The organism is Streptomyces sp. NBC_01537 (genome assembly GCF_045040445.1).
Classification (GTDB): domain Bacteria; phylum Actinomycetota; class Actinomycetes; order Streptomycetales; family Streptomycetaceae; genus Actinacidiphila.
Window position 1 is genome coordinate 6817732 of record NZ_CP109392.1, and the last position, 14136, is coordinate 6831867.

The window sequence follows — 14136 nt, forward strand, 5'->3', positions numbered from 1 at the left end:
GATATGTCAGTGATCTACCGATCGGAATCTTTCGGTCAGTCAGCTTATCGACGGAGTCTGCCCGCCCGCATCCACTCGTTGCGGCTCTCTACGTCACGAAGCGGAATGTGGACGTCACCGCGTCGAAGACATCGAAGAAGGCATCCGCGAGATCGAGTACCGGGCTGCTGCCAGAGACGAGGGCGACCGCGTCCCCGGTTCCCGGAAGCGGGATGAACGTCTGCATGAGCACGACGCGTACGGTCTTCGTGCTGTCCGGGAGCTCCACGTCCTCGATCCCGTACGTCCGTGCTGCCTGGCCGACTTCGGGGATCGCGACCATGGTGACCTTGCGCCAGGTGTCGTTCTCCCGCCGCGCGACCTTCTCCCGCAGCGACCCGGCGATGGCTTCGGGCGCGGTGGGCAGGATCTCCCCCTCGGACGTCCGCGCGCCGACCACCGAGACCGTCACCTGCGCGGAGATCGGCACGCCGTCGAAGCCCTGCGCCATGCAGCCGCAGTACACCGCCCCGCTGTCGTAGGCGTCGCGGGCCGCCGACCGCAGGAACCTGGTGATGACGGACCGGTAATCGGCGAGCTCGGGGACCTTGCGGACACGGTCGTTGACCAGCCGCCGGATGGTGTCGTCCCGGCTCTCCGGCCGGATGTCGAACTCCCACCACGACGCCGGCACCGTGATGCTGAAGCCCCCGCGCTCGAGCGTCGTCGTCCGTACCCTGCTCACGCCTGCTGCCCACCCTCCACGGACTGCTCAAGCTGCTTGGCTACGTCGTCGTCCACTTTCCGGATCTCCTGCACGACCTGCTCGGCCATCCTGGCCAGCCCGTCGAGATGGCCGTCGATGTCCGCGCGGCCGTCCTTCCAGTTGTGCTCGAAGCCGTTCAGTGCGCCCGCGACCTCCCCGGATCCCAGGTCGCCCTCGTAGTCGTTGAACAGGGACCGGGTCCCGTTCATCCGCTCCCTGATCGACTTCAGCTGCGAGGCGAACGCCTCCAGGCCGACGAGGTCTACGGCCAGACGGTCAGGCATCAGCTCTTCTTCTCCCTCGGCAATTCTGGCCCGGACAGGACCCGCAGCCCGTCGGGAAAGTCCTCGCCGCTGTCTTCGACCCGATAGCCGGCCGATTCGAGGATCTGAGCCATCGCGTCGCGCATCGCCCGGCACACCGTGTTGAAATGGCGGACTGCCGGCGCGTTCTGCTCGTGCTGCTTGTAGCTCTCCAGCGCCGCAGCCACGACATGGAAGTGTGGCTGCCAGCCGACGAACACGCCGCCCGTGCCCTCGAACTCGTCCACGATGATCCGGGCCCCGAATTGGAATCGTTGGTCGACATCGGCCTGGAGGGGCAGTCCGGCTCCGGCGAGCACGTTCCGGGCCCCCTGGGCCAGCCTGCGCCATTCGATCACTGTTGCCTGGTCCGCTGGATTGAGCATGCGCCGGAGCCTACCGTCACCAGGTCAAGTGGGAATAGCCGTTGTTCTGCGCGTGACGCGAGATTTCGCCCAGCAGGCTTTGGTATGCCATCCCAATGTCCTGCTCCTTGCTGTGATAAGGGAAGGAATACTCGATCTTGGCGTCGGTGTTGGCCAGTCTGTCCGAGAGCACTGGTCGGCAAGGTTCTCCTCCCTTCAACTCCGCGCACGGCTGTCGTTCGGAGTACAACGACTTGATGTCTTCGACCGACAAGTTGGGGTGCGCGTCTATTTGCCGGAGGATGTCCATCTCGGCATGCAGGCCGCCTTCTCTATTGATCCCGTAGATGAAGTCGCCGGTGACCGGGTGGTTCCAGCCCGGGACGTGGGCGACCGCGACGTTGTACTTCGCCCCAAGGATCTGCTGTCCGTTCTGGAAACGCCTCAGGAACGCCAGGTTGCCCAGCTCCGTGGAGTTGTAGTCGACCTGGGTGAAGCACGGCGCCAGCCCCAGCGGGTCCGTCCACATCAGCGGATTGCCGACATAAGCGTGGTGGTTGGGTGCCGGTTCCAGCCCCAGGGGGTCCGGGCTCAGGTAGCGGGCAGTCTCCGGCTCGTAATAGCGGCGGAAGTTGTAATGCAGTCCGGTCTCGGCGTCGTGGTACTGGCCCGGGAATCGCAGCGGACAGTCGACGTCTTCCGGCGGTGCGTCGAGCGGGGTGCCCCACAGCGTCGTCCTCCGCAGCCATGCCACCCCGCCGCTTTCGTCGATCAGCTCGGCAGGGCTGCCCACCAAATCGGTGACGATGGCGTAGAAGCGCTCGTCGATGTCATTCTGGTCGGCGTCATGGAGCGGGAACCCGGACGGGGACGGAGACCGGGACCTGTCGGTCTGCGTGAGCGGCGCGGGGCCACCGGGGGTCCAGTCCCAGGTGGTGGTATAGAGGTTCCCGGATCCGAGGTCCGAGCGGGCCTGCTCGGCGAGCTGCGCGCGGTCCCACACAAAATCCGTCTGCTCCAGGACGGTCGTCCCGTCCTCGGCGAGCCTCTGCTTGGCGGTACGGCGGCCGAGCGGGTCGTACAGGTAGTGCCACCGGCTGCCGTCCGGCGTAATGACGTCGGTGAGCCGGTCCTCGGCATCCCAGGTGTACTGCCAGGACTTCGAACCGCCGGAGAGCAGCTTGCGCGAGCGCCGGACGACGCGCCCCTGGCGGTCATGCCGATAGCTGGTGCGTCCCGCGCGGCGCACCAGCGTGCCGGAATAGGTGTGCTCGCCGTCGTCCCCGCTGTCCGCGAGGGGCGGAAGGACGGCGCGGGAAAGATTGCCTAGGGCGTCGTAGGTGTAGCTCTCGGCCCAGCCGGTGCCCGTCACCGCGCATACGCGGCCGGCAGCGTCGGTGGTGAACCGCCGTGAACCCGTGGTCAGCTCGTCGATCGCGGCAAGGAAGCCGTTGTCGTCGTAGGTGTAATTGCGCTGCTGCAGCAGGCGCGTGGTGGGCCCCGCGTTAATGATGCTCTGGGCTTCGAGACGGCTGCCGGAGTCCCAGCCCTGGCTCAGGATGGCGGCATCACCGAGGCGGCGCTCGATTTCGCGTCCTGCCGAGTCGTACACGAAATCCAAGGAGCGGTTCCCGCTGTGCAGGGCAATGACGCGGTTGGCGTGGTCGTACTCCCAGGTGCTGCGCACCCCGCTGGGGGCCACGCGCTCGACACGGCGGCCGATCCCGTCGTATCGCGAGAGGACCGTACGGCCGTTGCACGTCTCGCTGACGAGGCGACCCACCGTGTCGTACTCGCGGACCAGGTCTGCGTCGTCGTTGACGGCGCGCACCAGGCGGCTGAGCGCGTCGTACTCGTACGAGGCGACGTGCGAGGTGGAGCCTTCGCCCCAGCGCCGCTCGATGATGTCCCCGAGGAGATCGCGGATGAAATGGATGGTTTGTCCTGCGCCGTTCGTGCGCTCCGTGAGTTGACCTGCGGGGTCATAGCTGTAGGAGACGGTGCGTCCGTTGAAGTCGGTCTCGCTGATGAGGCGACCCGCCGCGTCGTACTCGTACTTCCAGGTGAGCCCTTGGGAGTTGGTGACCGCGAGCAGGTGCTGCTCGGTGTCGTAGGAGTACTCACAGCGTGTGCCATCGGGGCTGGTGCGGGCGGACAGGAGGTCGAAGCGCGTGGTTTCGTACCGCGTAGTGAGTCCGGTGGGGCTGCGGTGCTCGAGCAGGTTGCCTTCGCCGTCGTACGTCCATAGGTCGGTGGCCCCATTCGGAAGGACGCGCCGGGTGAGTAACCCTTCCGTCGTCCAGGCGAGTTCGGTGGTTTCGCCGAGCGGGCCGGTGATTTTGGTGATCCGGCCGAAGACGTCCCGGGTGTAGCGCCGCGTTGCGCCGTATGCGTCAGTGCTCGCCATGGGCAGGCCGGCCTCGTCGCACCCCAGGCGCAACTGGGCGACATCCTGAGCATCCACGACGCTGGTCATGTTGCCACGCTGGTCATAGGTGAAGGTCGTTGTGTTGCCGAGTGCGTCGGTGCTGGAGGTCCGGTTGCCACGCTCGTCGTAGGTCCATTGCCACCGGCTGCCGTCCGGTTCAATGGAGGTCACCGGCAGGAGCAGATCGTTGTACTCGACGCTTGCCACTGTGCCGTCGGGGCGGGTGACGTTTACAGGGAATTCATGTTCGTCGTCGTACCGGTATCGGGTGGTACGGCCGAGCGGGTCCGTTTCGGAGAGCAGCCGGTTGTAGCGGTCCCGCTCGGTGATCGTGGTATGGCCGAGTGGATCGGTCACGCGGACGACTTGGTGGGCCTCGTTGTACGCGAATGTGGTGGCGTGGCCGAGCGAGTTGACGGCAACGGTGATGCGGTGCTCAGCGTCGTACTCCAAAGTGCCGCTGAGGAAGTCGTCGGAGCCGGTGACGCGGACGCAGCGCCCGTCCTCGTCGTAGAGGTACTGGTAGTTGGTGCCGTTGCGGTCCTTCCACCCGGTCAGTTGGCCGACCGGATCGTAGCTGAGGTGCAGCGGCAGACCGGATGAGTTGGTGATCTCGGTGAGGCGCCCGCCCTTGTCGTAACCGTAGCGGACGAGCAGCAACTGCTCCGGATCGTCGCGCAGGTAAAGGCCGGTTACCCGCCCGTCGTGGGTCTCGACACTGATGCGGTAGCCGCCGCTGTGCCGGATCTCGGTGGGCGCTCCGTTGCCGTCGTAGTCGAACTCGACGCGGTTGCCGTTGCGGTCGGAGATCGCCCGGAGAGGGAGCGTCATGATCTCGGTCTCCGGTAGCCGCCCGCCGCCCAGCGGGAAGAAGTGCAGGGTGCACCCTGTGGCACGGGAGGTGATGCGGATGTCGCCGCCTGGGGTGTCATCCCAGCTCAGCGGCCAGCGCTCACCTTCGATCGGGTAGACGTCGCGATCTGGCTCGGGAACCGGGTAGATCAGCGTCGAGCCGTCCGCGCCTGCGTAGCAGACACCTTCGGCGTCGATCTCCAGTCGTTGGTCGAGCGTGGAGGCCCACGACGGGCCGAACCACCGGCCGGTGCGGTACGAGGAGATATGGGTGCGCTGGAGTACCAGGGGCATCGCGCCGGGGAGGACGACATCGGCCTGCTGCATGATTACTTCACCAGTGACCGGGTCCACCGGGTCGTTGCACTTCGGCCGTTCGTTGAATTTCCGTGCCGCTCTGCCCAGGTCGTCGGCCTCCCGGCGCAGGCCGTTCCCGAGGCCGCGCAATGCCTTGCTCATGGCGCCGAGGCCGCCCTTGATGGCGGGCAGTCCACCCTTGGCCATCTTCAGCAGGCCACCGGCCGTCGTCAGGCCCTTGAAGCCCGGGATGCAGTCGAGGGCGGCGAATAACACGTCCCACAGGGAGGCTTTGCCGTCGGCGTACTTCATGAGGGTGTCGGCGAGGACGACGAGGGCGGCGGCGAGGACGAGCCAGGCGAGGGGGCCGCCGATGATCATGACGATGACGCCGAGGACGGCGACGACGACCTTGCAGACGGCGACGATCTCGTCCCAGTGGTCGGCCACCCAGTCGACGGCCTTCTCGTACCACGCCTTGTTCTGGATGCCGGCGTCGGAGGCGTCGTCTATCGCGCGCTTGGCGGTGTGCGCCGCGTTGTCGCGCAGTCCGCGTGCCTCCTCGGCCAGTTGCTTGGCCGCGTCCAGCATGGCCTGGGCGGAGCCGACCGCGGACTGGGCGGAGCGCTGGGAGGCCTGGGCCTCGTTGGCGTTGCGGGTGGCGGCGCGGACCTGGTCCGGCGTCGGGGGCGGGACCTCCGGCCGGCTGCCCGACTGCTGGTACTGCTGGGACTGGGCGTTGGCCCGGTCCACCCAGTCGTTCGCCGAATTCAGGTGGGACTGAGCGGTGTTCAGGTCCGCGCGTGCTTGGCGGCCCTGCTCCAGTGCGCGGTCGGCATCGCCCTGGGCCTGTTGGAGCTTGGGCCAGTACGTGGCCAACGCGTCCCCGCACAGGCGGTAGGAGCGCTCCAGCTTGTCCAGTTCGCCGGGCAGGTCGTCGAATTGCCGGCGGTACTCGTCCCCGGACAGGCCAGTCCAGGTCTGCACTGCGCTGTCCCCGGACAGCCCGCGTATGGAGCGCAGGGCGGTGCCGACATCGTCGGCGAACCCGTGGATGCGTCGGGCGAGATTCTCGACCTGGACCGGGTCCCCGGGGGTCGGATCCTTGTCCAGGTCCAACACGTGCCAGTCCGCCGGTCGCCCCATACGGCATTCCCCCCGAACGTGCGCACCTGTGCCTCAACTGCCTTGCCCGGCAACGCCAGTAGGACACTGTATGACGACAGAATGCTGCGATCCAGTTCCGGCCCGTGGCTTTGTTCGGCCTCTGTTGCATCATTACTGCGCACAGCGGCGCTGTCGCACGAGACAGTGCTCGGGAGAGAAATAGCGGCCCAGGCGCCGAGGCCTCAGGGGGAACGGCATTGGAACTGCAGCTCAGCGTCATCGATCCCGCCCACGACGATCACGCGGATGTGCTGGTCGACGCCGATCCCGCCGCGTCCGTGGGGGCACTCGCCGCGGAGATCGCGCACCGCCTCGGCAGGCCCGACGACGGGCAGGGCCCACCGGCCCTGCACATCAACGGCTTCCGGCTCGATCCCGAAGTGCCGCTTGAGGCCTCTCCGGTCCGTGACGGAGCGCTGGTCAGCCTCAGTACGCCGGCCGCGTGCCCGCCCCCGCAGGCGCAGGGCTTGGTCGAGGTACGCGTCGTGGGCGGCCCCGACGCGGGCGGTGTGCACCGGCTCGGGCCGGGCGTGGCCGTGGTCGGCAGCGGGCCCGACGCCTGGATCCGGCTGGCGGACACCGCGCTGCCGCACTCGGCCCTGGAGGTCGATGTCGCCGTGAACGGTGATGTGACCGTGCGCCCGGTCTTCGGCAGTACGGCGTCCGTCGACGGCGAGCAGCTCGCCGAAGCCCGCCCCTGGCGGCCCCGCAGCGTGGTGTCCCTCGGCCACTCCCTGCTGGAGGTGCGCACGCCCGCGTTCCCCGACACCGCGCTCAGGCCCTCCGAGGACGGCACCGGCCTCGACTACAACCGTCCACCGCGGATCACACCGCCCCCGCGCAGGACGAAGTTCCAGCTGCCGCCCGAGCCCAGGCAGCCCGATGCCCGCCCCCTGCCCTGGGTGATGGCCCTCACTCCGCTCGTCGGCTCAGTGGCCATGGCGCTGGTCATGGGCAGGATGACCTTCCTGCTGCTCGCACTGCTCGGTCCGATCGCTCTGGTCGGCAACTACTTCTACGACCGCAAGAACGGCAAGAAGTCGTTTCGAGAGACCCTCGTCGAGTACGAGAAGCAGAAGGCGTCCATCGAACGCCAGGCCCGCAGGGCCATCGCCGCGGAGACCGGAGCGCGCCGCGACGGCGGGCCCGACCCGGCCGAGTTGTTCGTCACCGCGACCGGGCCGGGACAGCGGCTGTGGGAGCGCCGCCTCAGCGACGACGACCACGGTCTGCTCCGGGTCGGCACCGGGGCCTTGCCCTCCGAGGTCGAGGTCGACGACCCGAACAAGGAGGAGCACAAGCGGGCCGAGGCCCGCAGGATCGACCACGTGCCCGTCACCGTGGCGCTGCGCACCCATGGCGTGCTGGGGGTCGCGGGCCGCGGCGAGCTGCCCCGGGCCATCGGTCGCTGGCTCGTCGCGCAGGCCGCGGTCCTGCACAGCCCGGCCGACCTGTCCGTGTGTGTCCTGACCGATCCGAGCGGACGGCACTGCTGGGAGTGGGTGCGCTGGCTTCCGCACGCCCGCGCCCGGGAGGGCCAGAGCGCCGTCGCGCTGCTGGGCACCGACACGGACAGCGTGGCGCGCCGGATCAGCGAGCTGCTCGCCGCTGTGGCCGCCCGGCAGGACGCGTGGCGCGAGGCGGGCGGCGGCCAGAACCAGGCCTGGGGCGGTCCGTCCGTGCTCGTCGTCCTGGACGGCTCGCGCAGGCTGCGGGCCCTGCCCGGGCTGACCCAGATCCTGCGTGAGGGGCCGCGCGTCGGCATTCACCTCATCTGCCTCGACGCGGACCGACGTCTGCTCCCGGAGGAGTGCCGCGCACTCGTCGAGGAGGACCACTTCGGGCTGTTGCAGGTCTCCCAGGCCGGCCAGGAGCCGGTGGTGTCGGTGCGCCCGGACTGTGTGAGCCCCCAGTGGTGCGAGCAGGTGGCCCGCGCCATGGCCCCGATGCGGGATGTGAGCAGCGACGAGGGCGGGGCGCTCCCCGATGCCTGCCGCCTGCTCGATCTGATCGGGATGGAACCGCCGACCTCCGGTGCGATCTCGGCACTGTGGACCATGGGCGGGCGGAGCACGACCGCCGTTGTGGGTGCGTCGTTCGACGGGCCGTTCTCCATCGACCTGGTGCGTGACGGCCCGCACGGCCTGGTCGCGGGCACCACTGGTGCCGGTAAGTCGGAGCTGCTGCAGACCATCGTGGCCTCGCTCGCGGTGGCGAACCGGCCGGACGCCATGACCTTCGTGCTCGTCGACTACAAGGGCGGCGCCGCGTTCAAGGACTGCGTGAAGCTTCCGCACACCGTCGGCATGGTCACCGACCTCGACACACACCTGGTGGAGCGTGCCCTGGAGTCGCTCGGTGCGGAACTGAGGCGCCGTGAGCACATCCTGGCCGGGGCAGGGACGAAGGACCTGGAGGACTACCTCATCGCGATGCGCCGCGATTCCTCGCTCGCGCCGATGCCACGACTGCTCATCGTGATCGACGAGTTCGCCTCGATGGCCCGGGAGCTGCCGGACTTCGTCACCGGCCTGGTCAACATCGCGCAGCGGGGCCGCTCGCTCGGCATCCATCTGATCCTGGCCACCCAGCGGCCGTCCGGTGTGGTCTCGCCCGAGATCCGCGCCAACACCAACCTGCGGATCGCACTGCGCGTCACTGACGCCTCCGAGAGCCAGGACGTCATCGACGCCCCGGACTCCGGCCACATCGCCAAGAGCACGCCGGGACGTGCGTACGTGCGTCTCGGGGCGTCCTCGCTGGTTCCCTTTCAGTCGGGCCGGGTCGGCGGCAGCCGACCCGGCCAGGTGGCCACCTCCACCGCCACGCCGTGGATCGTGCCGTTGGCGTGGGACGCCGTCGGCCGGCCCGCCCCCGAACGGCCCGTGGGCCGACGACAGGACGAGGCCGACCTGCTGACCGACCTCGCCGTCCTGGTCGACGCGGTCAACGAGGCGAACACGCAGCTCGGTATCCCGCCGCAGCACAGCCCCTGGCTCCCGGAGCTTCCCGAGACGACCGTCCTGGACGAGCTCGGCACGCCGGCAGCGCCGTCCCGCGACGGCCTGGTCCCGGCCCCCTACGCGGTGGACGACCTGCCCGGCGAGCAGGCACGCCGCGTCGCGGCGATCGATCTGACCGGCTTCGGTCACCTGATGATCGCGGGCGCGCCGGGCACCGGACGCTCGCAGATTCTGCGCACCATGGCCGGCTCGCTCGCACGCCACAACAGCTGCGCCGATGTGCACCTCTACGCCCTGGACTGCGGCAACGGTGCGCTGCTCGCCCTCAACTCGCTGCCGCACTGCGGCGCGGTGGTGCGCGGCACCGAGACCGACCGCGCCGTCCGGCTGATCGGCAAGCTCGCCGACGAGGCGCAGCGACGCATGGGGCTGCTCGGCGAGCGCGGTTTCACCGATCTGGGCGAGCAGCGCACCGGCGTCGCCGAGGAGGAGAGACTGCCGCACATCGTGCTGCTGATCGACCGCTGGGAGGGCTTCACCGCCGCACTGGGCGACCTGAACTCCGGCCAGCTCACCGACACCGTCTTCCGGCTGATGCGCGAGGGCGCGTCCGTCGGCATCCATGTGATCACCTCGGGCGACCGCACCCTGCTGATCGGCCGGATCTCCACACTGACCGAGAACAAGATCGCTCTGCGGCTCAGCGACCCGTCCGACCTCAGCCTGATCGGGCTGAATCCGCGGAAGATCCCGCAGAATCTTCCGGCAGGCCGTGCCTTCCACTCCGCCGGGCAGATCGAGACCCAGATCGCCCTGCTGGCGGAGGACACCAGCGGCCAGTCCCAGGCCGCGGCGCTCGCCGCCATCGGCGAGGCGGCGAAGCGACGCGACGCGGCGGTGCCGCGAGCCCGCCGGCCGTTCCGGGTGGACGTACTGCCGGGCCGGATCGACTTCGCGGACGCCTGGGAACTCCGCGACGCCGATCACGGCCGGCTGTGGGCCATGGCCGCCGTCGGCGGCGACCAACTCAACGCCCTGGGCCCGGACCTGGCCCAGGGCAGCCCGGCTTTCGTCGTCGCCGGCCCGCCGCGCTCGGGGCGCAGCTCGACGCTGCTGACCATGGCACGGTCGTTCCTGACCGCCGGAACCAAGGTGATCATCGCCGCGCCCCGTCCGTCGCCATTACGGATGCTCGCGGCCGCCGCCGGGGTGGCCGGCTGCTTCGAGGGCGGCGACATCACGGCTGAGGAGCTGAGGGCTGCGATCGGACGGCTCGGCGGCTTCGGTGTGATCCTGGTGGACGACGCCGAACTGCTGCGGACCTGCGAGGCGGGAGATGTGTTCACTTCCGTACTGCGCAGGTCGGCAGGCGCGGACGTCGGCCTGGTGCTGGCCGGCGACGCGGACGAGGTGTGCGGCGGCTTCTCCGGCTGGCAGGTGGAGGCCAAGAGGGCCCGCCGCGGCCTGCTGCTGTCCCCACAGAACCTGTCGGACGCGGACCTGATCGGCGTCCGGCTCCAGCGGTCGCAGACCGGCGCGGCGATCCAGCCCGGCCGGGGCCTGCTGCACCTGGGCGACGGCGACGTACAGGTCGTCCAGGTGCCGCTTACGACGATCGCGTAGCGCGTCGTCCAGCCGCTTGTGGCCCAGCGGGACGGCAACAACAGTCACCCTCCCTCCCAGGATCGTCAGGGACGGTCGAGTAGGGGTTGGCAGGATGCGTCACGTGCTGCGAAGACGGGAGCGCGAGGGGAGCGCGGACGCCTTGGGATGGACCAGCAGGACGAGTCACGGGTGATCGCAGAGGGCTTCCACCACGCTGCGTGGGAGGTCGGCCAGTTCTTTGCGAGCCCTCAGCCCTGCGTCGGCGGAGAATGATCTTGCATACACCCTCGAATTGTGGCGACGGACGCATCCTGAAAGGGCTTCCACGATTGAGGCGGAGTGCGCCGAAGTGCGCAACGACGTCCTGACTGCGGGGAGCTGGTGACGCAGGGACCGAGCAGGGGCTTGCGGACTTCGGCTGCCGAGCTCGGGGACCTGCGATCGCCGGTGTCAGCTTCCCGGGGACGCGTACCTGACACCGAAGCGGAATTTCCGCTGCTGGCGGGGCTCCAGGGACAGGGCGGCGGCGTGGTCCGGGCGGTTGAAGGCGTTGGTGAGCGCCTCGACGGGTTCCAGAGCGATGGAGGCGCGCCGGTCCCGTGCCAGGGTGTCTCCGGTGAACACGTGCATGTAGCCGCCGTACTGCCACACCCTCAGCTCGTCACCGGTCGCCGGGTCACTCAGCACGGTCTCGGCCCGGCCGCCGGGCCCTGGGGACAGGTCCGCGAAGCAGGCGTCGATGACGGTGCCGCCCAGCGGTCTCGGCGCCCGGTAGTCCAGGTCGGGGCAGTGCTCCAGAGGGAGCAGGGCGCTGTCGCCGTGCAGCGGGATGAGGGAGGCGTCGGTGCGGATCAGGGTGTGCGCGGGGATCCGCAGGACCAGGTCGTCGATAGGCCGTGACAGGGTGAAGTAGGGGTGCCAGCCCGCCGCGTAAGGGGCGGTGGTGTCGCCCACGTTCGTCGCCCGCATCTCGATGCCCAGCTCGCGGGCGCTTACGGTGTACTCCACCGCGAGGTCGACGGCGAACGGGTAGCCGGGGTACCGGCCCGGCCTGATGTGCGTGCTGCGCAGCAGCAGCCGCGCGGAGTCGGCCGTGGCGGTGGCGTCGACGAGTTCGAACGGCGCCTCGCGGGCGAACCCGTGGTAGACCGTGCGGTCCCCGTGGCGGCCGGGCAGCAGGTCGTGTTCGCGCTCGCGGAAGCGGTAGCGGCCGTCGGCGACGCGGTTGGGGAACGGGGCCAGCAGCCCCGCCCGTACGCCGTCCTGCGACAGCAGTTCCGCCTCGTCACGGTAGCCGTCCGTCAGCTCCGTCAGCTCCGTCAGCTCCGTCAGCCGGGCCTCCCCCGCTGCTCCGCGCCTGACCTGCCAGCTCAGCAGTGTCGCCCCGCGCAGGGCCAGGATGACGCGCGCCGAACCGTCCGGCGCGGAGACGGCCACGGTGGGTTCGCCGCCGAGGCTGCCCTCGGCGGTCCGGCCCTCGACGATCCGGTATGTGTCGGTCATCCCGGCCCCGGCTCTCAGCCGGCTTCCGGGGCGAGCTTCTTCGCCCCGGTCATGATCGCGACGGCGTCTTCCATCGAGTGCGACTGCGGGGTGATCACTCCCGCGCAGGCGCCGAGCCGCTGGATGTGGATGCGGTCGGCGACCTCGAAGACGTTGGGCATGTTGTGGCTGATCAGGATGACGCCCAGGCCCTGGTCGCGCAGGTCGCGGACGAGCTTGAGCACCTGTCCGGTCTCCCGCACCCCGAGGGCGGCCGTCGGCTCGTCGAGGATGACGACCCGGCCGCCGAACGCGCCCGCCCGGGCCACGGCGACCGACTGCCGCTGACCGCCGGACAGCGTCTCCACCGCCTGGTTGATGTTCTGCAGTGTGCTGATGCCCAGCCGCTTGATGTTGTCCGCGGCCTGCCGCTTCATCTCGCCGGTGTCGAGCATCCGGAACACCGAACCGAGCACGCCCTTGCGGCGGATCTCCCGCGCCAGGAACAGGTTGCTGGCAATGTCCAGCGCCGGGGACACGGCCAGGGTCTGGTAGACCGTCTCGATGCCGGCCTCGCGGGCGTCCTGGGGTCGCTTGAACTGCACTTCGCTGCCGTCGACGAAGAGGCTGCCCTGGTCCGGGACGAGGGCCCCGGAAAGACACTTGATCAGCGTCGACTTGCCGGCGCCGTTGTCGCCGATGACCGCCAGGACCTCTCCGGGGTGGAGGGTGAGGTCGACGTCGGACAGGCCGACAACCCTGCCGAAGACCTTGACCAGGCCCTTGGCCTGCAGCACAGGTGCGGTTGCGGTGGTGGTCGTCACGACTTCACACTCCGGATCCACTGGTCGACGGAGACAGCCGCGATCACCAGGACGCCGACTGTGAGGACTTGGTAGTTCGGGTCGATCCCGGCCAGTGCGAGGCCGTTGACGAAGACCTGGACGATCAGTGCGCCCACCAGCGAGCCGAGCACCACGCCGCGTCCGCCGAACAGGCTGGTGCCGCCGATCACGACGGCGGTGATGGACTGCAGGTTGGCGTTGAGACCGCTGTTGGGGTCACCACCGCCGACCCGGCCGACCAGGATCCAGGCAGCCACCGCGATGGTGAAGCCGGCCACCATGTAGGCGCTCAGCAGCACCCGGTTGACCGAGATGCCGGCCAGACGCGCGGCCTCGATGTCGTCGCCCACCGCGTACAGGTGGCGCCCCCAGGCGGTGTAGCGCAGCGCGTAGCCGACCACCGCGTACAGGGCGATCATGAGCAGGACGCCGGTGGTCAGGTTCAACTGCCCGACGGAGACCGTGTCGGCGCTCCACATGAGGAGGTTGCCCGGCTGCAGGGACACGACCTGGCCCTTGGCGTAGATCAGGGTGATCGCCGTGAAGATGCTGAGGGTGCCGAGGGTGACGATGAACGGCGGCAGCTTGACCTTCGTCACCAGGAACCCGTTGACGGCCTGCGCCGCGATGGCGATGACCGCACCGGCGAGCAGCGCCACCACGCCCGGCAGGTGGCTGTCCGCGACGAGCTTCGACATCAGCAGCGAGGAGAGCACCATGACCGCGCCGATGGACAGGTCGATGCCGGCGGTGAGGATGATCAGCGTCTGGCCGACGGCCAGCGTGCCGACGACGGCGACCTGCTGGGCGATCAGCGAGAGGTTCTGCAGCTGGTAGAAGCGGTCGTTGACCAGGGAGAACACCACGGCGGCGAGTACCAGGACGATCGCCGGGCTGAGGGCCGGCTGCCGGTGCAGCACCGAGTGGATGCGCTGGCTGAGGGTGGCGGGCCGGTTGAGAAACTCCTCGGCCGGTGCCGGTGTGGCTTCACTGTCCACGTGGGTGGTCACAGGGGGTCCTTCCGGGTCTTTCCCTCGTACGGGCTCGTGGGCTCGTGCGGGTGCGGGTACGGGTGCGGTGCCGGT

Annotated in this window: 8 protein-coding genes; 1 reads left to right on the forward strand and 7 read right to left on the reverse strand. The window is 69.3% G+C overall.

The genetic code is table 11. The features are described from left to right. Positions 1 to 88 precede the first annotated feature (88 nt). From OG607_RS31365 to OG607_RS31380, 4 genes are read right to left on the reverse strand one after another with little or no spacing between them, the layout of a single operon-like run. Positions 89 to 724: a hypothetical protein gene (locus OG607_RS31365; RefSeq protein ID WP_405730614.1), complete on the reverse strand. Its 636-nt coding sequence runs from the start codon at positions 722 to 724 to the stop codon at positions 89 to 91. Further along, entirely contained in the window at positions 721 to 1029 is a 309-nt protein-coding gene (locus tag OG607_RS31370; protein ID WP_405730616.1) for a hypothetical protein, read from the reverse strand. The genes OG607_RS31365 and OG607_RS31370 overlap by 4 nt, the downstream gene beginning before the upstream one ends. Beyond that, positions 1029 to 1433, reverse strand: a complete 405-nt coding sequence (locus OG607_RS31375; protein ID WP_405730618.1) for a hypothetical protein — start codon at positions 1431 to 1433, stop codon at positions 1029 to 1031. The genes OG607_RS31370 and OG607_RS31375 overlap by 1 nt, the downstream gene beginning before the upstream one ends. Before the next feature lie 16 nt (positions 1434 to 1449). Continuing rightward, positions 1450 to 6135: a DUF6531 domain-containing protein gene (locus tag OG607_RS31380; RefSeq protein WP_405730620.1), complete on the reverse strand. Its 4686-nt coding sequence runs from the start codon at positions 6133 to 6135 to the stop codon at positions 1450 to 1452. Between the two features lie 218 nt (positions 6136 to 6353). Here OG607_RS31380 and OG607_RS31385 point away from each other — a divergent pair, with 218 nt between their 5' ends. Continuing rightward, on the forward strand, positions 6354 to 10742 hold the full coding sequence (locus tag OG607_RS31385; protein ID WP_405730621.1) for an FtsK/SpoIIIE domain-containing protein: 4389 nt from the start codon (positions 6354 to 6356) through the stop codon (positions 10740 to 10742). 432 nt (positions 10743 to 11174) lie between these two features. On the opposite strand, the gene OG607_RS31390 is transcribed toward OG607_RS31385, so the two are convergent. From OG607_RS31390 to OG607_RS31400, 3 genes are read right to left on the reverse strand one after another with little or no spacing between them, the layout of a single operon-like run. Further along, a complete protein-coding gene (locus OG607_RS31390) occupies positions 11175 to 12227 on the reverse strand; it encodes an aldose 1-epimerase (protein WP_405730623.1) in 1053 nt (350 codons plus the stop codon). A 14-nt stretch (positions 12228 to 12241) separates the two neighbouring features. Continuing rightward, on the reverse strand, positions 12242 to 13030 hold the full coding sequence (locus OG607_RS31395; protein WP_405730625.1) for an ATP-binding cassette domain-containing protein: 789 nt from the start codon (positions 13028 to 13030) through the stop codon (positions 12242 to 12244). After that, entirely contained in the window at positions 13027 to 14061 is a 1035-nt protein-coding gene (locus OG607_RS31400; protein WP_405730627.1) for an ABC transporter permease, read from the reverse strand. The genes OG607_RS31395 and OG607_RS31400 overlap by 4 nt, the downstream gene beginning before the upstream one ends. Between the last annotated feature and the right edge of the window lie 75 nt (positions 14062 to 14136).

What these genes read in the sequence shown, in the direction of transcription:
- OG607_RS31370 (WP_405730616.1), bottom strand. Translation starts at nt 1,029, where the DNA reads ATGCCTGACCGTCTGGCCGTAGACCTCGTCGGCCTGGAGGCGTTCGCC.
- OG607_RS31375 (WP_405730618.1), bottom strand. Translation starts at nt 1,433, where the DNA reads ATGCTCAATCCAGCGGACCAGGCAACAGTGATCGAATGGCGCAGGCTG.
- OG607_RS31380 (WP_405730620.1), bottom strand. Translation starts at nt 6,135, where the DNA reads ATGGGGCGACCGGCGGACTGGCACGTGTTGGACCTGGACAAGGATCCG.
- OG607_RS31390 (WP_405730623.1), bottom strand. Translation starts at nt 12,227, where the DNA reads ATGACCGACACATACCGGATCGTCGAGGGCCGGACCGCCGAGGGCAGC.